This window comes from Oceanidesulfovibrio marinus (assembly GCF_013085545.1).
Taxonomy (GTDB): Bacteria; Desulfobacterota; Desulfovibrionia; order Desulfovibrionales; family Desulfovibrionaceae; genus Oceanidesulfovibrio; species Oceanidesulfovibrio marinus.
The window spans coordinates 3,203,524-3,222,503 of record NZ_CP039543.1; the positions used below are offsets into that span (position 1 = coordinate 3,203,524).

Below are 18,980 nucleotides of genomic sequence, written 5' to 3' on the forward strand. Positions count from 1 at the left end.
GGTCATTCAGGGCGTTTGTAGGACTCATCCCGGATGCTGTCAATCCGGGTTCCACCTTTTTCCTTTGGCATCGGATACGACAATGAAGCTGCGACTCGGCATATCCCCCTGTCCCAACGATACATTCATCTTCCACGGCCTGCTGCATCCGGAGGCGCAACCCGAGATGACGCCGCCCCCGTATACCTTCGACACCACCTATGCCGATGTGGAGGAGCTGAACCGCATGGCCCTGGCCAGCGAGCCGGACGTGTGCAAGGTCTCGGCCCATGCCGCGGCCTTCATGCTGGACGAGTACGTGGTGCTGCGCTGCGGCGGCGCGCTGGGCTACGGCTGCGGCCCGCTTCTGCTGGCTCAGCAGAACGTTTCCATCGAGGACATCTGGGCCGGCCCCATCGCCATCCCCGGCCGCATGACCACAGCCGCGCTTCTTCTGGAGCTCTGCGGCCGCAGCAAAGGGCTGGGCCCATCAACAGAGGCGAATCGGCCGGTCATGCTCTACTCGGAGATCATGGGCGCGGTGGAGCGCGGCGAGATTCCCGCCGGCGTTATCATCCACGAGGGCCGCTTTACTTTTCAGGAGCATGGCCTGACCAAGGTGCAGGACCTGGGCGCGTGGTGGGAAGAGGCCAAGGGGCTGCCCATCCCCTTGGGCGTCATCGTGATGCGTCGGATTCTTGGCCGGGAAGCACATGTGGCCATGGAGCAGGCCCTGCGCAAAAGCCTGGCCGCCGGCCTGGCCCACCCGGAACGCGCTAGCGAGTTCATCGCCGGCTACGCCCAGGAGCTGGACCCCCGCGTCATCGGCCAGCACGTGCAGACCTTTGTCAACAACTTCAGCATGGAGCTGGGTTCCGAAGGCGAAGCCTGCGTGCGGACATTCCTCAACGGCGCCCGCGACGTGCAGGACCGCGCGCCTGTGACGGCGATTTTTCCGGAGTAAAGAAGGCGAGAAGAACCCCGGCGTTGGGGGACGCCGTCCCCCAACAAGCCCCCTGCAAGGGGACCACAGTCCCCTTGATCCTTATTCTAAGGACCAGAATTTTTACGGTCGGTTCGCGTCGCGCACCGGTCCGAATCTCCTGTCCTGGAGAATCGTAGGCCCCAGAAAGTTGGGTCCAGGGAGCTAAGCTCCCTGGCGGGGTGCGCGAGGGGCAGAGCCCCTCGCACCACACATCGAATATATCAGGCGATCACGACTGCCAGCGCAGAACGAGCTGGACAAGAGTGCGCACGCCAAAGCCGGTGCCGCCTTCGGGGCACAGGGGCGTAGCCTTTTCGGCCCAGGCCGGGCCGGCGATATCCAGGTGCGCCCACGGCGTATCCGGATCCACGAACTTCTCCAGGAACTTGGCGGCATGGATGGCGCCGCCTTCGCGCGGGCCCACGTTCTTGATATCGGCGATCTCGCTCTTAAGCACGTCGGCGTAGGAATCCCACAGAGGCATAGGCCAGAAAGGCTCGCCAATGGCCAGGCTGAGCTCGCGGATGGTCTCTTCCAGGGCCTCATTCTCCGTGAACACGGCGGCCGTACCGTAGCCCAGGGCCACGACGCAGGCCCCGGTTAAGGTGGCGAGGTCGATGATCGCGGCCGGGTCATAGCGCTTGGCGTAGGCCAGGGCGTCGCAGAGCAGCAGACGACCCTCGGCGTCGGTGTTGAGGATTTCCACGGTGAGGCCGGAGAGGCTGGTGACCACATCGCCGGGGCGGGTGGCCTTGCCGTCGGGCATGTTGTCCGCACAGGGCATCAGACCCACGATGCGCCGCGGCAGCTTGAGCTCGCCCAGGGCGCGGAACAGACCGAGCACGGCAGCCGCGCCGGACATATCATCCTTCATGGTGGCCATGCTGTTGGACGGCTTGAGCGAAAGGCCGCCGGAGTCGTAGGTCACGCCTTTGCCCACAAAGACCAGGGGCGCGTCCTCGGCGTGGCCCTCGGGAGTGTGCTCCAGCACGATGAACCGTGCCGCCTCCGGGTTGCCGCGAAACACGGCGGCGTACGCGCCCATGCCGAGGTCGACGCAGTCCTGGGCGTCGAGCACGCGGCAGGAGTACCCATAGGCATCGGCCAGGGCCTGTGCTGCGTCGGCCATGGCGGCCGGGGTGATATGGTTGGGCGGCCCGTTCACCAGATCGCGCGCAAACGTAATACCAAGGGCCGTAGCCTCCGCGCGCAAGGCGGCCTGCTCCAGCTCCGGCGCAGGAGACTCCTGCAAAAACAGACTGATAGTAGACGGATCGGGCGGCGTGGGATCCTTTTCCGTCTTGTGTTTACGATACGTATACAATCCGCAATACATTCCGTATGCGAGCTCTTCGAGCGCCCATGCTTCCGGAAGCGTGGCAAGGGGATAGCGCAATGTCAGGTACTCGGCCAGCGTCTCCAGGGCAGCGCCGGGAATGGCTACGGAGTCGCAGCGCAGCTCCCGCGCCTTGCGCAACGCCACGGCGCCTGCCTCGCGCAGGCGTTGGGGGCCCGCATCGGGTTGCGCCGTATGATCCGCGCGCTTGCCAAGCCCCAGGATAAGAACACGCCGTATGGGGGCGTTGCCAGGGGCGTGGAGCACGCACACATCCAGGGATGTGCCGCGGCAGTCCAGCAGACCGGTATGCTCGGCCAGCCAGGGCGCGGCTTTCAGAGTGCGGGCGGTGAGGCCCGGGAAGCGGGCGAAAAGCTCGGGCCCGAGGCTTTCGGCGGCATGCTCGTCATCAGGCTCAAAGGCGAACAGGAGCAAGGCGTCGGTTTCCCAACGGGTAGATTCCAGGGGGGTGAGTTCTATGGGCATTGGTCCTCCGGGTGTTGTTCGGAGCTATCATATCTACGTCGCGCACCGCATTCGTGCAACCCTGATCGCGGAATCACAAAGAATAACCCGGAACACTAAAGCCTTGCGCACATCTGCCGATCCAAAGGGTAATCCAGCGAGGATTTCCCATGCAGATCGACGGTACGACAACTTCCCTGTTCCAGTCCTTTTCGGGCTACGGCGCCGCATCCGGCCAAGGCTTCACCCTGTCCGGCAGCTCCCGCCGCGCATCGGACGCCAGCGATGCGTTCGGCCTGGACATGGCGCGCCGGCTTCAAGACTCTCCTAACGCCGCGACGAAAAGCGCGCCCAGCGACGCCGCAGCTTCTGAGCAGACCGATGCAGGCACCCAAACCGAGCAACCGGACGCGTCCCGCCTGGGGAGCGCCCTGGCGCAGACGGCGGAGTTCATCCGTGGCAAATTCGGCGACGACGCCGCCACAGCCGCCATGGGCATCATCTACAAGAGCGTGGGCGACGGTCCGTTGTCCGAAGAGAACCTGGGCAAGGGCCTGCTCAACGTGGTGCGCATGGTGGACAAGAACTACGGGTTCGCCGCCGGCGACACGCTCATGGGACAGCTCAACGGCGAGCTGAACAACGCCCTTAACGATTATTTCGACAACGGCTTCCAGGAAACGTTCTTCGCCGTCACGCCCGAGGTGAGCCAGAACATGGCCTCCGCCCTCAACGCGGCCAATCTGGGCGGCAGTCTGGACGACGTGGACCTGCCCTCGCTCATCGACATGCTGCGCGACAGCCTGGCAGAGGGCGGCGCCCTTACCGACGAGACCGTGACCACTCTGGAGCAGGCCGAGCTCGACCCCACCACTCTGACGCCGGATCGCCTCCAGCGCCTCATCGCCCAGGCCGTGCCCGAAGAAAGCGGCGCCGCCGCTCCCTCGGCCTACGACATGGCTGCCGCAGCCCAGTACGCCGCCCCACAGGCGGGCATGCTGCTCAATCAGATGATTTAAGCACCAGTTCTCTGTTTCATGATAAGGGGCTCTGCCCCTTGAACCCCGCCAGGGAGCATTGCTCCCTGGACCCTATTCTGGGGTCCAGAGGGATAGTATTCCCCCAGCCGCCGGAGGCATAGCCGTGCCTCCCTCAGCGAACAGTATCCACCTGCTTCACCCGGCCGCCGCGGCCCACGGCGTAGGCCTTGATGCCCCAGTACATGCGGCGCGCGGTCCACGTGCGCAGGTAGCACCATGCCGAGAGCACGAGGGTGGCCAGCCCGGCCAGGAGCCAGGGCTTGAGGGGCGGCCGCTCCGGGATGAGGTCGCGCGTGCTGGCGAGGAGCACGGCGCCGACGGCGAGGTAGACGATGCCGGCCAGCCCGGCCCAGAGCGGAGCGCAGCCAAGCACGGCGGCGAGGAGAAGTCCAACGGCGAGGAACGGCGGCAACGCCAGCAGCAGAAAGCCGAGGCCCGCGGCGATCCACGTGCCTGGCATGCAGAAGCGCAGGTAGAGGATCTGGCGCGTGAGCCACGCGGTCCAGAAGGAGAAGGTCGTGCCTGCGGCCGGGGAAACCAGGCAGGCGCGCGAGGCGTTGACAATGGGGAACCCCAGCATCTGGGCAAGCACGGTAAGCGAGACGTCGTCCACGATGTTGGTGCGCCAGAGCGCGTCCACGCCGTACTGGTGGTAGGCGCGGCGGGTGATGGCCATGGCCCCGCCCCACGCCTGAGAGAGCATGGGGATGCCCTGCATGAGGTGGAGCCCCAGCACGGCAAAGGCGTACATGAGCGTGGGCAGCTTCGAATCCTGCGGCGCAACGCGGTGGTAGCCGGTCACGGCAAAGGCCTCGGCCTTGACCAGGGGGGCGACGAGCTCGCGCAGGTGGCCCTGTGGTGCAATGTGCGTGGAGTCGCTGAAGGCGAGCACCTCGGGTGGCGAGTCCATGCTCTCCAGCAGGGCGATGCCGGCAAGCTGGTTGTGCAGCTTCTGGGCGTTGGTCTCGGCCTCGCCGGCAACCACGTGGTGCACGTTGGTCAGCTCGGCGGCAAAGTCTTTGGCGATGCGCGTGGCCGGGTCGCTCGCATCGGCTGTCACCAGAGCGACGGTGAGGTCCGGGTAGTCCTGGTCCAGCAGTGTGGCCACGGCCTGGCGCATGGTGGGCCTGTCGCCGTGCATGGGGATGATGAGGCCGGCGCTGGGCCATTTCCCCTGCAGGCTGGCAAAGGCCGGATGGTCGGCCGGACGCGGCCCCTGGTTGGCCATGCGGATATGCGGGCGCCCCAGCAGGGCGATGGCTCCCAACAGGAGCAGGGCAAGAACGAGAATACAGACGAGAAAGATGCTCATGGTTCGTTTGGCGGATCGTGGTCTGTGGAACGGAGTCGAACTCTTGGCGGTCGCAGCCGCCGGACTCTCGTGCAGGTACAGGGAAACGCCGCCGCTGACAACGTATGGTTGCCGATTTTCCCCGCAATTGATCCGCGATCCGGCGCACCCACATCGGTTTTAAGCGTTGCTCCGAAGCGCTTCCGCTGCGTTTGGCAATACCCGGCAGCAGGATCTTGGAGGGCCGCGGCCTTCTTCGGCCCGCAATTTGCTTTGATGCCATGCAATTGCCGAAGGAACAGCGGACCATTGCCATGACACGACCCTTTACATTTGCCTTGCAGCGCGTCCTTGATTATCGCGGACAGCTTGAGGAACAGGCCAAAATGGCTCTGGCCAAGGCGCAGCACGCCTACACCAAACAGGTGGAGCTTGTGCAGGAAATGCGCGATGCCCTGGAGCGGCACGAGGAGTCCTTGTACGACAACGAGCCCAGCCCGCAAGAGATGTGGCTGTGGCGCAACTACAAGGCACGGCTCGTGCAAGAGCTCCAGGAAGCGGACCGCAGGCTGCTGGAGCTGGCCCAGATGGTAAACCGCTGTCGGCGCGAGGCCGTGTTCCGCTCCAAGGATCGTAAGCTCCTGGAAAAACTAAAGACTAAGCAGAAGATACGCCATGACGAGGAAGAAGAACTCCGTGAGCAAAAGGAATTCGACGAAGCGGCCACGCTTCGTTACCGGCCTCAAGATCTCTAAACTCTTGACGCTCATCCTGCTGACCGTCTTCATCAAGGTCATGATTATGGCGGCTATGGTCGTGGATGTGCCCATGGTCAACCTGGATCACGCGGTGCAGTATGCTTCGCTCATGGTTCAGGGCAAGGCCTCCTTGTGCGAGGAGGTTCCGGCCGACCAGCGCGTGGAAGGCGGGGGCCAGAAGTGGGTCAAAGGCTGCATCACCCGCGACTCCCTTTTTGCCAGCTATGCCTACGCGGCCACGCCGGCGTTTGCACAGACAGCCCCCACCTCGACCGGCAACGCCACCCAGGCGGCGGCTGAAGCGCCGGACCGCAAGGCGCTCATGGAAAAGCAGGCCCAGCTGGAGCAGAAGGAGCTGCAGCTCAAGCAGTTGGAGCAGGATCTGGACGCCAAGCTCAAACGTATGCAAGAGTTGGAGGCCAAGCTCGCCCGGATGCTGGAAGACGCCAACAAGGTCAGCGACCAGAAGCTGCGCCACCTCATCGACGTGTACTCGAACATGAAGGCCAAGCAGGCCGCCCAGGTCCTGCAGACTCTGGACGAAAGCATCGCGGTCAAGATTTTGGCAGGCATGCGCGGACGCCAGGCCGGCGAGATTCTCACCTACGTGGAGGCCAAGAAAGCGGCGCGACTGTCCGAAAAGCTGACCCGCATGCAGGGAACTTTCCAATAAATCGCCGAACAGGCAAAACGCGTGGAACGACTCAAGCTGACACTGGCCTACACAGGCAAGCGCTTTCAGGGCTGGCAGATTCAGGAGCGCGTGCCCGGCGCAGGCACCGGCACCAACCCCCGCACGGTTCAGGGCGTTGTGGAGGAAGCCTTTGCAACCATCCTGGGCGGTCCGGAGCACATGCCCCGCGTGCACGGCGCCAGCCGTACGGACTCCGGGGTCCACGCCGTGGGCCAGGTGGCGCATGTGGACGTACCGGAGCGCGCCAAACCCATGGACTGGCAGCTCGCACTGAACGGCGTGCTCCCCCGCGACGTCAGCGTTGTACGCGTGGAGCACGTGGACGACGAGTTCCACGCCCGCTTCTACTCCAAACGCAAAATCTACACATACGGGCTGTGGCTCTCGCGGCGCTTCGTGCTGCCGCACCGCCGGGGCTTTGTCTGGATGGTGGACAGCCTGGACAGGGACGCCATGCTGGAAGCCGCCGCCCTGCTGACAGGCAAGCATGACTTTGCCGCCTTCACCAACGTGGGCAGCGTGACCAAGACGACCGTGCGCGAGGTCCTGGGCATCGAGCCGGTTGCCTGCATCCAGGCCGGCCACGTGCCCGGCGCGCCGGAATGGCCGGAGGAGACTTGGCGGTTCGAGGCCACCGGATTCCTCAAGCAGATGGTGCGCAACCTGATGGGCTGCCTCGTGGCCGTGGGCCGGGGCAAGCTGCGCCCGGCAGACGTCCAACACATCCTGGACGGCAAGGATCGCACCCGGGCTCCCATGACCGCGCCGGCACAGGGTCTCACATTACAACGCATCTTCTATCCGGACGATTGATCCGCAAGGGCTCTTCTGCCCTGCCCCGCACATCCTGGCGCTCGCAGCCGCCACGGCATCATCGGAGCGGCTCCTGCGTTTGAGCTTATCGATACCTAGTAGATTTGAGGGCAGCGCCCCTCGTAGCCTAGTCCTACAGAGCTACCACTCGACAGGCAGGCGGACGGTCTGCTTGGCTTTGTTGGTAAAAAGAAGGTAGCCGTGCTCGCGGCCGTGGAGGTAGAGGTCGCGGGTGAGCTCGACGTCTTTGGTGCAGTATTCGATGATCTCGTCAAGGCGGCCTTCCTTCCACCAGGCCAGGGCCTGGAGGCCGTCGGCGGTTTTCTGCGCGTCCAGAGTGGCGGCGCCGAGGGCGTCGAGGGAGAGCCGGTAGCCGAGCCGGCGGCGCACCTCCTGGAGCATGTCCAGGGTGGGCAGGGAGTGGAGATCGAGCCCACCGGCGTAGGGGCCGAGCACCGCGTAGTCGAAGCGCAGGATGTTGAAGCCGATGATGAGGTCGAGCTCCTGGAGCCGGTCGAACATGGCGGGCAGCTCGTCCTCGCGGTAGGCGACGTACTCGTCCGTGTCCGAGTAGTAGACCACGCAGCAGGAGACGCGCATGTCCTTGGCTTTGTGCCAGCCGCCCACCTCCTGGGCTGAAAGCTGCGTTTCCACGTCTAAAACAGCGTACCGTAATTGCGCTTTGGGAATGTCCGCTGTGACGGCGACGCCGTCGATAGAGGTCTCTTCCTTCTGGTCCGGCAGTTGCGGCAAATATTGCGGTCCAATCTCTGGCGGCGGTGCATCCTGAAGCGCGCCGAGCAGAAACAGGGCCGCGGCCTTGTCGATGGGTCGGTTGCCGGAGCCGCACTTGGGCGAGTGCACGCAGGACGGGCAGCCCAGATCGCACGGGCAGGAGGCGACGACGTCCAGGGTCCGCTCCATGAGCTCCTCGGCCTTGGCGAATGCCAGCCGCGTGAGGCCCACGCCGCCGGGTGCAGCGTCGTACACGAACACGGCCGGCAACCCCACCTGCGGGTGCATGGGCGTGGAGATGCCGCCCAGGTCGTTGCGGTCCGTCATGACGATGAGGGGCAGGATGCCGATCATCGCGTGCTCCAGAGCATGAATGCCGCCCATGAAGTGGTAGAACTGATCTTCGGCAAGCCGCTGCACGGACGTGGGAATTTCGATCCAGACCCCTTCCGTTTCAAAGACCATAGGCGGCAGGTCCAGGGGCACGATGGTCATGAGCGTGCCGCCCTTCACCTTGCGTTTCTCGTACCCCGTAACAAACTCCGTAACCCGCAGCTTGCCCCGGAAGATGCGCGTTCCCCAGACCTTCCCGTAGTCGTAGACTTCGAGTATTTCGGTATTTTTTGAGCCGCGCACACGAGTGTAATAGTCCACGCGAGCCGGTGTAACGGTTACGGTTCGCGCACCGAGATCCAGCTCCTTGACCAGATAGGTCTTGCCGCGATGCAGGTACACGGCCCCTTTGTGGGTCTCGCGGAAGGCGCGGTGCTCATCCACCAAGCCCACGGACTTGCCGTCCGGCAGCGCTTCGATGCGGTAGGAGGCCCCGGCCCCGCGCAGGTCCACCTCCCGATGCGGTTGCTTGCGGCGGGAGAGGATGCGGTCGCCTTCTTTGGAGCGCAGCAGCCGCCCCTCGGCCTCCATGGCCGCGGCCACCTGTCGCACCTCGGGCACCTGCAGCCAGGGCTCGCCCTCGGTTAGGGGCAACTCGGCCGCGGCGCAGTCCAGGTGCCGGGCCAGCAGGACCTCGTTGTACGGGTTGAGCACGGCCGATTCGGGCGGCCGCTCGAAGAAGTCCTCGGGGTGGCGCATGAAATATTGATCCAGGGCGTCTTCCTGAGCCACCAGGACCACGGCCGACTCCTTGAGGCTGCGGCCCACGCGGCCGCCGCGCTGCAGGGTGGACATGATGGTGCCCGGATAGCCCACGAGAATGCACAGGTCGAGGGCGCCGATGTCGATGCCCAGCTCCAGGGCCGAGGTGGAAATAACCGCAAGCAGCTCGCCGGAGGTCATGCGCGCCTCGATCTCGCGCCGCTCCTCGGGCAAAAAGCCCGCGCGGTAGGCGCTGATGCGATCCTTGTACGGGCCGGCCTTGTCCTGCGCCCAGAGAGAGACGAGCTCCGTGAGCTTGCGCGACTGGCAATAGACGATGGTGCGCAGGTTGCGGGCCAGGGCGGACTTCAGGAGCATGATCGCGGCGTGGGCCGCGCCCTCCAACGGGTCCAGAAATACGAAGTGGCGTTTCCCTTGCGGTGCGCCGGATTCCGTAATGGTCGCGACATCGTGGCCGGTCAGGCTCTGAGCCAGCTCCCCGGGGTTGGCCACCGTGGCGGAGCAGAAGATGAAGGTGGGCGATGCCCCGAACCGCGCGGCCACGCGATTCAGCCGGCGGAAGACCTGCGCCATGTGCGAGCCCATCACCCCGCGGTAGGTGTGCACCTCATCCACCACCACAAAGGAGAGCCCGGCCAGGAAGGTGGACCACTTCTCGTGATACGGCAGCAGCGCCAGGTGCAGCATCTCCGGGTTGGTGAGCAGCGCATGCGGCGGGTTCTCGCGTATCTTGCGGCGCGCGTAGTCGCTCACGTCGCCGTCGTAGATGGCGGCGCGCGGGCGGGCCGACTCCGGCCAGCTGGAGGTCAACTCGTTGAAGGCCTTGAGCTGGTCCTGGGCCAGGGCCTTGAGCGGGAACATGTACAGGGCGCGGGCGTCCGGATCGTGGAGAAAGCGCTCCAGCACCGGCAGGTTGTAGACCAGGGTCTTGCCGCTGGCCGTGGGCGTGGCCACCACCACATGGCGGCCGGCGCGGATCAGGTCCGTGGCGTGCACCTGGTGGGCGTAGAGCGCGGGTATGGAGCGCGCTGCGAGCAGGTTCTCCACGGCGCGAGGCCACGGCCGCACCGGCTGGGCGAACTCGGGCTCCCGGCCAGAGAGGATGCGGTGGTAAACCACCTGGGAGCCGAGCCGCGGCGAAGACTTGAGGGCGTCCACATACTCGTCCACAGAGCCGCTGGGCAGTTCGTCCTGCGGATCGCCGGCACCGAGGAGCGGCGCCATGACCTGGTCAAGTATTCGTCGTCCGGCCATGTCTTACGGATGGGCCGAGATCTTGTACTTTTTGAGCTTATACTGGAGCAGGCTCTTGGAAACGCCCAGGAGCTCCGCGGCCTTGACCTGGACAAAGTCGCTGCGGACCAGGGCGCGGCGCACCAGGGCGGCCTCGATCTTCTCCAGAGTGTCGGACAGGTCGAGCTTGACCGGCAGCAGGTCCACGGCGGATTTGAACTGCGCTTCCTCGTCCTTGATCTCGGGCGGCAGGTCGTCCACGCCGATGGTGTCGGAGCCGGCGAGCACCATGCAGCGCTCCACCACGTTCTCCAGCTGGCGCACGTTGCCGGGCCACTCGTAGCCCATAAGGTAACCCACGGCCTCCGGAGAGAAGACCTTGGGCTCGATCTCGTTCTCCTTGGCGTATTTCTGGGCAAAGTGGGCGGCCAGCAGTGGAATGTCCTCGCGCCGTTCCCGCAGGGCGGGCATCTCGATCTGGATGACGTTGAGGCGGTAGTACAGATCCTCGCGGAACGTGCCGTTCTTCACGGCCTCGGGCAGGTCCTTGTTGGTGGCGGCCACCAGGCGGATGTCCACGCTGATCTGCTCGGTGCCGCCCACGCGCTCGAAGCTGCGCTCCTGGAGCACGCGCAGGAGCTTGACCTGCATGTCCTGGGAGAGCTCGCCGATCTCGTCGAGAAAGAGCGTGCCGCCGTGGGCCAGCTCGAACCGGCCGCGCTTTCGCGCCACGGCCCCGGTGAAGGAGCCCTTCTCGTGGCCGAAGAGCTCGCTCTCCAGCACGCCTGGGTTGAGCGCGGCGCAGTTGACCGAGATGAACGGCCCGCTATCGCGCGTCGAGGAGAAGTGGATAGCCTTGGCTACCAGCTCCTTGCCCGTGCCGGACTCGCCCGTGATGAGCACCGTGGCCTTGGAGGGGCCGGCGCGGTCGATCATGGCCAGGACGGTCTGCATGACCTTGGAGTTGCCGATGATCTGGTGCTTGCCGTAGCGCAGGCTCAGGCTTTCCTGCAGCACGCGGTACTGGCGCTGGGTCTCGGCCATCTGCGAAGCCTTGCGTACGGAGAGCAGCAGCTCCTCGTTGGCGAAGGGCTTGGTGATGTAGTCGAAGGCGCCCAGCTTCATGGCCTCCACGGCGCCTTCGATGGAGCCGTACGCGGTCATGATCATCACCGGGATGTAGGGGAAGTTCTTTTTGATGTGGTCGAGCACCTGCTGCCCGGTGAGCTTGGGCATCTTCATGTCGGTGATGACCACGTCCACCTCGGACTCATCGAGATAGGCGAGAGCGGTCTCGGGGTCGGAGAGCGCAGTGACGGAGTACCCCTCCTCACTCAGCAGCGCTTCGAGGATGAGCACGTAGTTGGGTTCGTCGTCGAGACAAAGGATATGCGTAGACATATGGTGCGTACTAGCTGGTTCAGGCCAGGGGCAGGCGGATCTGGACGTGGGCGCCGCCTTCGGGCCCGTTCGCCAGGATGAGTGCGCCGCCGTGGCTTTCCACGATGTTCTTGAGGATGGTCAACCCGAGCCCCGTGCCGTTGTCCTTGGTGGTGAAGAACGGGTCAGTGAGCTTGTCCAGGGAGTCCTCGTCAAAGCCTGGCCCCGTATCCGTGAAGGCGATGTTGAGCTGGCCTTCATTCTTTTCGGCATGGACGTAGATGGTGCCGGGTCCTTCCATGGCCTGCATGGCGTTGGTCAGGATGTTGTAGAAGGCGCGGTACAACAGGTCCTTGTCTCCGCTCACCATCAGGCTTCCCGGCTCCAGGTGGTAGTCCTTCTTGACCTCCACCTTGTTCTTCTCGCACTCGGGCTCCAAAAACACAAGCGCCTGTTCGAGGAGCTTGCCCACGTCCACAGGCTCGCGCTTGCTCTCCCTGGGCCGGGCGTAGTCCAGGAAGTCGTTCACCGTCTGGGAGAGCCGCTTGGACTCGTCATAGATGGCTTTGAGCATGCGCGCCTGGAGGTCTTCCTTCGAGCTCGTCTTCTTGAGCAGAAGCTCGGCGCTGGAGCGGATGATGCCCAGGGGGTTGCGGATCTCATGGGCGATGCCGGCCACCATCCGGCCCATGGAGGCGAGCTTCTCGCTCTGGTGCAGCTCGCGCTCCAGGCGGTTGCGCTCCTTGATGCGCTCTGCGTTGGCGCGGTCCACCTTGCGGATAATCGCAAGCAGCATAAGAAAAAGACCAAGGGAGCTTAGCAAAGACGCCGCAATGATAACGCGCTGGAACCGCAAAACAGTCGTATAGTCACCGGAGATGTCCTGGCGTAGCTCCAGCACTCCGATAAGCGGACCGCGCTTGCGCTCCGGGCCCACCAGGTCGTCCTCCATGCGCAGAGGGTACACGGTGCGCAGCACCACGGAGTCGTCCTCCACGTCCAGCATGAAAATGCCCCACCACTTGGAGATGGTAGAGTGTATCTCGAAGCTCTTGTCCAGCGACTTGATGCTCCGCTGCACCTTGTCGTCGGCCATCTCCTTGTTGCCCACCTCCTTGCGGTCTATGGAGTAGCTCACCGCGCCTTCCAGATCGTAGATACGCAGCGAACGGATGTTCAGGCCGCGGGTGGAGGACTCGATGGTGCGCTCCAGCCTGTCGTACTGCGCCTCCTGCGAAAGCTCGATGGAACCGAAGCCAATGAGCGTAGGCAGAATGAACCGCCGGTAGATCTGGTGGTTCAGGTTTTCGGCCACCAGGGTGGCGAACTGCTCCTGCTTGTCGAGCAGTGTCTGGCGCGCGGAGTTGGCGATGACCACGGAAAGCACGAGCCCCGTGGCCAGGATGAGCACGAGCGAGGAGATCGAGAGGATCTTCGTGAATCCAAACGTTGTGCTAAAGGAGTCGCCCGGGTCGGTGTGGTTCGTGTTGTTCTGCATGGGGCCTGGCGGACGCTTCGGCATGAATCAGGAAGGCCCGGCGTGTCCGCCTCCGGGCCTCCCATGGCAATCAAAATTTCCCGAGACGATACGGGAACATTCTGAAGAGTTCCAGCACCCGGTTCAGGACAGGCCAAGCGCTTTGGCGATGCGATCCAGCGCGTCGCTCATCACGGCGTCGTCCAAGGCGTAGGAAATCCGGATGCAGCGGTCCTCGCCGAAAGCCGCGCCGGGAACCGTGGCCACGCCAGCCTCCTCCAGCAGCGAGGTGCACATGGTGGTGGAGTCGGGCCGTTTAGCGTCGTACAGCGCCGAGACGTCCGGGAACACGTAAAACGCACCGTCCGGCTTGGGGCATGTCACGCCGGACCAGCCGTTCAACCGCTCCAGCAGCAGGTCCCTGCGCCGCATGAACACGTCGCGCATGGTCTTGAGCTCATCCAGCGGGCCGGTGAGCGCGGCGATGGCCGCCTTCTGGGCGATAACGTTGACGTTCGACGTGGACTGGCTCTGGATCTTGCTCATCGCCTTGATCATGTCCTCGTGCGTCAGACAGTAGCCCACGCGCCAGCCGGTCATGCAGAAGGACTTGGACAGCCCGTTCAGCACGGCCACCTGCTCCGGGGCCTTCTCCCACCACGGCGCCACGGAGGCGTGCTCTGCAGGGGGATACACCAACTGGTCGTAGATCTCGTCGGAGATAACGAAGAGCCCCTTCTCCAGAACGAGCTCCATGATCGCGTCCAATTCCTCGCGGGAGTAGGTGGCTCCCGTGGGGTTGGACGGCGAGCTGATGATGATTGCCCGGGTCTTGTCGGTTATCGCGGCTTTGATATCCTCCACCTGGGCCTTGAACCCATTCTCCGACGTGGTGGGCACCGCAACGGTGACGCCCTGGGCCAGCTGGATCATGGCCGGGTAGGACACCCAGTACGGCGCAGGCACCAGAACCTCGTCGCCCGGATCCAGCAGACACTGGAAGAGGTTGAAGAGCGCCTGCTTGCCGCCGTTGGTGACAATGGTATGCTTGCCCTCGGCGCTGACGCCGGTGGTTTTGTTGAAGTAGCCGGCCACGGCCTCGCGCACTTCCGGGAGCCCGGGGACCTGGGTATACCGGGCGTAGCCTTCATCGATCGCCTTTTTTGCGGCGGTGCGGATGTGCTCCGGCGTGGGGAAGTCGGTTTCGCCCACCGAGAGGCTGATGATTTCCTTACCCTGGGCCCGGAGCTCCATGGCCTTGGACGATACGGCCAGTGTTGCTGACGGCTTGATTTCCTGGAGACGCTTTGCAATACGCATGAATCCACCTCGAATGATATGGATGCCTTTTTATAGTATGTTTTCGTGTCCTCGTGGCCTTCCCGGCCCCATACCCCTTCGAGCTTTCACACGCCAGTATTTTTATTGATGAATACCCGCACCTTTTTGTCTGGCCGCTGCCCGCGTCCGGCCGCATTCGTTCAGGAGCCCATCCCATGTCTCCCCCAAAGCGTCCTGTAATTCCTCATCCACCGGGGACGTTCCAGGCGCGGCTCGTTTCGCGTGAAAAAAGGTTTACCATTCACGCCCTCGACAACGCAGGCCGGCCCTTCTGCGCGCACACCAACAACTCCGGCTCCATGCTCGGCCTCATCCGCGACGGCATGCCCGCCCTTTTTTCCCCTGCCGCCAACCCCAAGCGCAAGCTGCCCTACACCCTGGAGGCCGTGCAGCTGGACGGCATGTGGGTCGGCGTGAACACATCCACGCCCAACCGCATGCTCGCGGCCATCATGCGCTCGGCCGACATGCGGCAGGAGCTGGATCTCTCCGGCTACGAAACCTTTGCCGCCGAGAAACGGTCCGGGGACTCGCGCTTCGACGGCCGACTCGACGGCCCGAACCTGCCGACCTGCTGGCTGGAAGCCAAGAATGTGACGCTGGTGGAAGAAGAGGTGGCCTACTTTCCGGACGCGGCCACAGAGCGCGGCCGCAAGCACCTGGCCGAGCTCGCCGCCCTGGCCGTCGCCGGCATGCGCGCCGGCATTCTCTGCCTGGTGCAACGCAGCGACGGCGCCTGCTTCGCGCCGGCCGACTTTATCGACCCGCAGTTCGCCGACGTCTTCTACCAGGCCATGGCCGCCGGCGTGGAGGTCTGGCCATACGTCGCCCGCGTGGATGAAACCGGCGTGGTTCTGGAGCACTGCCTGCCCGTTGCTCCGCAGGAGCGGTGCGAAAAATGATTTGTGAAAGGCTTGTGCTGGGGGAATAACCTTTCTGGTAGAAAGGTTATTCCCCCGACCCCCTTTCCAAAGACTTTCAACTAGAAATAATTTGAATGCGGGCAGGGATTACCTCCTGACGGTGCAGCCCAAATAGCTGCCCCTCAATAATCTACGAAAAAGAAAGGATTACTCCTTGGTCGAGCCCTCCACCTCATCCTTGTCCAGGTGTTTCAGCAGGCCGTAGCGAGCCCTGGCCTGGAGTACGATGCGCGCCACCTTGCGGCCCAGGTCGTCCCGCCGTGCATCGAGCAATGCCTTGGACGCCGCATCGTCCCCCTGTGCCTTGAGCAGGCTGGCTGATTCCAGATCGCGCAAATAGCCCTCGCACTCATGCACCAGCCGGGTCAGATCGAGCTCTTCCAGCTCCGCAGGAACACGTACAGACTTGACTTTCTTGGCCATCCCCGTACCTCCCTGTTCCTGTTTTCATATCGTTTACCATGCGTTTACACAAGCGCAGCTCACGATTCCCGGGTATTCTTTGCCTTTGGGCCTTGACTAACCGAGATTGCTGAGACACTTCCCGTCAGATGAACGACGATACTTACCCCAACGACGAATATTCTGAGGACGAGGACGGCTTCTCGCCGGACGATCTGGAGTTCGACCCGGAGAACTTCGATCCCGAGGCCCTGCCCGGCCGCGAGATCGCCATGCCTCTGGACATCGAGGTGCCCGAGGGCTTTCGCGCCGGCTGGGTCGCCCTGCTCGGACCGCCCAACGCCGGCAAGTCCACCCTGCTCAACGCCCTGGTGGGCCAGAAGGTGGCCATCGTCACCTCCAAGCCGCAGACCACGCGCACCCAGGTGACGGGCATCCTGTCCCGCGAGATGGAGCAGCTCGTGTTCTTCGACACGCCCGGGCTGCACAACCGCGGCGGCAAGATGAACCGCGCCCTGCTCCAGTCCGCCTGGCAGGCTCTCTCCGGCGCGGACGTGGTGGTGCTGGTACTGGACATGGCCTTTGCCGCCAGCCGCACCGCCGCCTTCATGGACGAGGTGCGCGACCTGGCCGAACCCCTGTTGGAGTCCGACAGGCCTTTGCTCCTGGCCCTGAACAAGGTGGACATCGTCAAGCCCAAGGACGCCCTGCTGCCGATCATGGAAGAGCTTGCCGATGCGTTCCCCGGCGCATCGCTCTACCCCATCTCGGCCTTGCGCACCGAGGGGCTGCCCCCGCTGCTGGACGGCATGATCGAGCACCTGCCGGAATCGCCGCCGCTCTTCCCGCCGGACCAGGTTTCTACGGCGCCCATGCGCTTCATGGCCTCGGAGCTGCTGCGCGAGAAGTTGTTCGACGCCACGCGGCAGGAGGTGCCGTACTCTCTGGCCGTGGACATCGAAGAGTGGTTCGAGGACCCGGACACGGGCCGCATCTCCATCAGCGCCGTGGTCTACGTGGCGCGGCAGGCGCACAAGCGCATCGTGATCGGAAAGGACGGCCGCGTACTGAAGGAGGCCGCCACCAAGACCCGGCACGAGCTCATGGACATGCTCGGCAGGAAAGTCCACCTGGAGGTCTGGGTGAAGGTGAAGGAGAACTGGCCCGAGAACCCGGCCATGCTGCGCCAGCTCGGCTTGGGTTAGTCGTTGAACATCTTCAGCTGGCTGCGTTGCTATACAAAGCTCAAACCCTGGCGCATCTTATGAATGCGTCAACCTTGAGCTTTTCCTGCGCCTTGCCCGCGTGATTTTTGATCAGCCTGCAGTGAGAGGACTTTTCTAAAGCTTCCTGGACAACGCCATCACAAGGCGGTCTGCGTCTTCCCCGCCGGCCGCCTTGTACCCTGCCCGCCTCGCTGCTATGTTTCCACGCAGTTGATGGCCCTCATATCTTTTCCCGCTACTCCCGGAATGTAGCCGATCGACGCATTCCCGGTAGGGTATCACCTCGTTTTCGATCACCTCCAAAAATATGGCACACGAGTGCGCACCAATCGAAGCGAATCTCGCGCACGTCCGCGAGAGTGTTGCCTCGGCCTGCATTCGGGCCGGGCGTTCCATGGAAGACGTCGCGATCATCGCCATCGCCAAGAAGCATCCCGCCGAGGCGGTCCGCCGCGCCATTGCCGCGATGCAGCTCGACATAGGCGAGTCCTATGTTCAGGAGGCTTTGGCCAAGCAGGAAGAAATAGCCGATCCGCGTGTGCGCTGGCACTTTGTGGGCGGTCTGCAAAGCCGGAAAGCCAAGGAAATCGTGGGCCGGTTCCACCTGCTCCACTCTCTCGACTCCGAGAAGCTGGCCCACAAGTTGCATAATGCGGCAGTGGATCAAGGTGTTACCCAGTCCGTGCTCATTCAGGTAAACGTCGGCCGCGAAGAACAGAAGTCCGGCGTCATGGAAGAGAAGCTCCCGGAGCTGGCCGAGGCCGTTCTCGGCATGCCGGAGCTGTCGCTGCAGGGGCTTATGTGCCTGCCGCCCTTCTTTGACGATCCTGACGGCGCGCAGCCCTTTTTCGCCAAGCTGCGAAAATTACGTGACGATCTGGAACGTCGCCTGGGCGTCACGCTACCGACGCTATCAATGGGCATGACCGGGGACTTTCAACAAGCAATCGCTGAAGGCGCAACGTGCGTCCGCATCGGCACGGCTATTTTCGGCCCCCGAGAGTATTGAGGAGCGTTCAATGGATCTGGCCACAATCATCGGCATCATTCTGTCCTTCGGGCTGGTGATCTCATCCATTGTTTTCAATGGCAGCATCCTTATTTTCATCTCCGTGCCATCGCTGCTCATCGTGGTCGGGGGAACCATCGGCGCCACGCTGGTCAACTATCCGTTGCGCAGCGTGCTCGGCGTTATGGGCGTGATCAAGCACACCTTCATGTCCAAAGTCGAATCGCCCTCCCAGATCATCGAGCAGTTCATGGAGTACGCCAACCGCGCCCGCCGCGAAGGCATCCTTTCCCTGGAGCCGATCATCAAGGATATTGAGGACCTGTACCTGAAGAAAGGGTTGCAGCTCACTGTGGACGGTCTGGAGCCCCAGGCCATCCAGGAGATTCTGGAAAAGGAAATCACCTACCTCGAAGGCCGCCACGAGACCGGCGCCGAGATTCTCTCCACCTTCGGAGCATACGCTCCGGCCATGGGCATGATCGGCACCGTCATCGGCCTCATCCTGATGCTCCAGACCATGGACGACCCTTCCACCATCGGCCCGTCCATGGCCGTGGCGCTCATCACCACGTTCTACGGCGCCGTCTTCGCCAACTTGGTCTTCCTGCCCATGGCCGGCAAGCTCAAGCAGCGCAGCAAGGACGAGGTCGTGATCAAGGAAATGGTCATGGAAGGCATCCTCGCCATCTCCAAGGGCGAGAACCCGCGCATCATCGAGGAAAAGCTGACCAGCTTCCTGCCGCCCAAGGACAGGCGCAAGGAAACCTAGCAGGG

16 protein-coding genes are annotated in these 18,980 nt (G+C 63.6%); 9 read left to right on the forward strand and 7 right to left on the reverse strand.

Going from position 1 to position 18,980, the window contains the following annotated elements; all coding sequences use genetic code 11:
* Positions 1 to 82: 82 nt before the first annotated feature.
* On the forward strand, positions 83 to 943 hold the full coding sequence (locus E8L03_RS14180; RefSeq protein ID WP_171267692.1) for a 1,4-dihydroxy-6-naphtoate synthase: 861 nt from the start codon (positions 83 to 85) through the stop codon (positions 941 to 943).
* Between the two features lie 250 nt (positions 944 to 1,193).
* Here E8L03_RS14180 and E8L03_RS14185 read toward each other — a convergent pair whose 3' ends face one another.
* Positions 1,194 to 2,786 carry a leucyl aminopeptidase gene (locus tag E8L03_RS14185; protein WP_171267693.1) on the reverse strand — a complete coding sequence of 531 codons (1,593 nt, stop codon included), beginning with the start codon at positions 2,784 to 2,786 and terminating at the stop codon, positions 1,194 to 1,196.
* Positions 2,787 to 2,935: 149 nt separating this feature from the next.
* On the opposite strand from E8L03_RS14185, the gene E8L03_RS14190 reads away from it, so the two are divergent.
* Positions 2,936 to 3,784: a hypothetical protein gene (locus tag E8L03_RS14190; protein ID WP_144234221.1), complete on the forward strand. Its 849-nt coding sequence runs from the start codon at positions 2,936 to 2,938 to the stop codon at positions 3,782 to 3,784.
* Between the two features lie 133 nt (positions 3,785 to 3,917).
* On the opposite strand, the gene E8L03_RS14195 is transcribed toward E8L03_RS14190, so the two are convergent.
* Positions 3,918 to 5,117, reverse strand: coding sequence for a glycosyltransferase (locus E8L03_RS14195; RefSeq protein WP_171267694.1), 1,200 nt, complete (start codon positions 5,115 to 5,117; stop codon positions 3,918 to 3,920).
* A 293-nt stretch (positions 5,118 to 5,410) separates the two neighbouring features.
* Between E8L03_RS14195 and fliJ the strand changes: the two genes are divergently transcribed.
* Genes fliJ through truA form a run of 3 tightly spaced genes read left to right on the forward strand, consistent with a single transcriptional unit; the run spans position 5,411 to position 7,361 of the window.
* Positions 5,411 to 5,851, forward strand: a complete 441-nt coding sequence (gene fliJ / locus E8L03_RS14200; RefSeq protein ID WP_144234219.1) for a flagellar export protein FliJ — start codon at positions 5,411 to 5,413, stop codon at positions 5,849 to 5,851.
* Positions 5,793 to 6,527, forward strand: coding sequence for a MotE family protein (locus E8L03_RS14205; RefSeq protein WP_171267695.1), 735 nt, complete (start codon positions 5,793 to 5,795; stop codon positions 6,525 to 6,527). The genes fliJ and E8L03_RS14205 overlap by 59 nt, the downstream gene beginning before the upstream one ends.
* A 21-nt stretch (positions 6,528 to 6,548) precedes the next feature.
* Positions 6,549 to 7,361: a tRNA pseudouridine(38-40) synthase TruA gene (gene truA, locus E8L03_RS14210; RefSeq protein ID WP_144234217.1), complete on the forward strand. Its 813-nt coding sequence runs from the start codon at positions 6,549 to 6,551 to the stop codon at positions 7,359 to 7,361.
* Between the two features lie 141 nt (positions 7,362 to 7,502).
* Here the strand turns inward: truA and E8L03_RS14215 are convergent, their stop codons facing one another.
* The 4 genes from E8L03_RS14215 to E8L03_RS14230 form a co-directional block, all read right to left on the reverse strand.
* Positions 7,503 to 10,466, reverse strand: coding sequence for a DEAD/DEAH box helicase (locus E8L03_RS14215; RefSeq protein ID WP_244963532.1), 2,964 nt, complete (start codon positions 10,464 to 10,466; stop codon positions 7,503 to 7,505).
* Positions 10,467 to 10,469: 3 nt separating this feature from the next.
* The gene (locus E8L03_RS14220) at positions 10,470 to 11,846 is read right to left on the reverse strand and encodes a sigma-54-dependent transcriptional regulator (RefSeq protein ID WP_144234216.1); all 1,377 of its coding nucleotides are present in this window, start codon (positions 11,844 to 11,846) and stop codon (positions 10,470 to 10,472) included.
* A 19-nt stretch (positions 11,847 to 11,865) separates the two neighbouring features.
* Positions 11,866 to 13,323, reverse strand: a complete 1,458-nt coding sequence (locus tag E8L03_RS14225) for a sensor histidine kinase (RefSeq protein WP_144234215.1) — start codon at positions 13,321 to 13,323, stop codon at positions 11,866 to 11,868.
* 123 nt (positions 13,324 to 13,446) lie between these two features.
* Positions 13,447 to 14,622 (reverse strand): pyridoxal phosphate-dependent aminotransferase, encoded by a 1,176-nt coding sequence (locus E8L03_RS14230; protein ID WP_171267696.1) that lies wholly within the window; start codon positions 14,620 to 14,622, stop codon positions 13,447 to 13,449.
* A 176-nt stretch (positions 14,623 to 14,798) separates the two neighbouring features.
* On the opposite strand from E8L03_RS14230, the gene sfsA reads away from it, so the two are divergent.
* Complete coding sequence (gene sfsA / locus E8L03_RS14235; RefSeq protein ID WP_171267697.1) at positions 14,799 to 15,545, forward strand: DNA/RNA nuclease SfsA; 747 nt, start codon at positions 14,799 to 14,801, stop codon at positions 15,543 to 15,545.
* Between the two features lie 168 nt (positions 15,546 to 15,713).
* Here sfsA and E8L03_RS14240 read toward each other — a convergent pair whose 3' ends face one another.
* The gene (locus E8L03_RS14240) at positions 15,714 to 15,989 is read right to left on the reverse strand and encodes a hypothetical protein (RefSeq protein ID WP_144234212.1); all 276 of its coding nucleotides are present in this window, start codon (positions 15,987 to 15,989) and stop codon (positions 15,714 to 15,716) included.
* Positions 15,990 to 16,117: 128 nt separating this feature from the next.
* Here E8L03_RS14240 and era point away from each other — a divergent pair, with 128 nt between their 5' ends.
* The 3 genes from era (at position 16,118) to E8L03_RS14255 (ending at position 18,975) form a co-directional block, all read left to right on the forward strand.
* The gene (gene era, locus E8L03_RS14245; protein WP_235896514.1) at positions 16,118 to 17,173 is read left to right on the forward strand and encodes a GTPase Era; all 1,056 of its coding nucleotides are present in this window, start codon (positions 16,118 to 16,120) and stop codon (positions 17,171 to 17,173) included.
* A gap of 328 nt (positions 17,174 to 17,501) precedes the next feature.
* Positions 17,502 to 18,203 carry a YggS family pyridoxal phosphate-dependent enzyme gene (locus tag E8L03_RS14250; RefSeq protein WP_144234211.1) on the forward strand — a complete coding sequence of 234 codons (702 nt, stop codon included), beginning with the start codon at positions 17,502 to 17,504 and terminating at the stop codon, positions 18,201 to 18,203.
* A gap of 10 nt (positions 18,204 to 18,213) precedes the next feature.
* Complete coding sequence (locus E8L03_RS14255; protein WP_144234210.1) at positions 18,214 to 18,975, forward strand: motility protein A; 762 nt, start codon at positions 18,214 to 18,216, stop codon at positions 18,973 to 18,975.
* Positions 18,976 to 18,980: the final 5 nt, after the last annotated feature.

Bases quoted from the DNA above. Each gene is read 5' to 3' on its own strand.
- E8L03_RS14180 (WP_171267692.1), top strand. From the start codon at position 83: ATGAAGCTGCGACTCGGCATATCCCCCTGTCCCAACGATACATTCATC.
- E8L03_RS14240 (WP_144234212.1), bottom strand. From the start codon at position 15,989: ATGGCCAAGAAAGTCAAGTCTGTACGTGTTCCTGCGGAGCTGGAAGAG.
- E8L03_RS14225 (WP_144234215.1), bottom strand. From the start codon at position 13,323: ATGCAGAACAACACGAACCACACCGACCCGGGCGACTCCTTTAGCACA.
- era (WP_235896514.1), top strand. From the start codon at position 16,118: ATGAACGACGATACTTACCCCAACGACGAATATTCTGAGGACGAGGAC.
- E8L03_RS14195 (WP_171267694.1), bottom strand. From the start codon at position 5,117: ATGAGCATCTTTCTCGTCTGTATTCTCGTTCTTGCCCTGCTCCTGTTG.
- E8L03_RS14250 (WP_144234211.1), top strand. From the start codon at position 17,502: ATGGCACACGAGTGCGCACCAATCGAAGCGAATCTCGCGCACGTCCGC.
- sfsA (WP_171267697.1), top strand. From the start codon at position 14,799: ATGTCTCCCCCAAAGCGTCCTGTAATTCCTCATCCACCGGGGACGTTC.
- E8L03_RS14230 (WP_171267696.1), bottom strand. From the start codon at position 14,622: ATGCGTATTGCAAAGCGTCTCCAGGAAATCAAGCCGTCAGCAACACTG.
- E8L03_RS14215 (WP_244963532.1), bottom strand. From the start codon at position 10,466: ATGGCCGGACGACGAATACTTGACCAGGTCATGGCGCCGCTCCTCGGT.
- E8L03_RS14220 (WP_144234216.1), bottom strand. From the start codon at position 11,846: ATGTCTACGCATATCCTTTGTCTCGACGACGAACCCAACTACGTGCTC.
- fliJ (WP_144234219.1), top strand. From the start codon at position 5,411: ATGACACGACCCTTTACATTTGCCTTGCAGCGCGTCCTTGATTATCGC.
- E8L03_RS14255 (WP_144234210.1), top strand. From the start codon at position 18,214: ATGGATCTGGCCACAATCATCGGCATCATTCTGTCCTTCGGGCTGGTG.
- E8L03_RS14185 (WP_171267693.1), bottom strand. From the start codon at position 2,786: ATGCCCATAGAACTCACCCCCCTGGAATCTACCCGTTGGGAAACCGAC.
- E8L03_RS14190 (WP_144234221.1), top strand. From the start codon at position 2,936: ATGCAGATCGACGGTACGACAACTTCCCTGTTCCAGTCCTTTTCGGGC.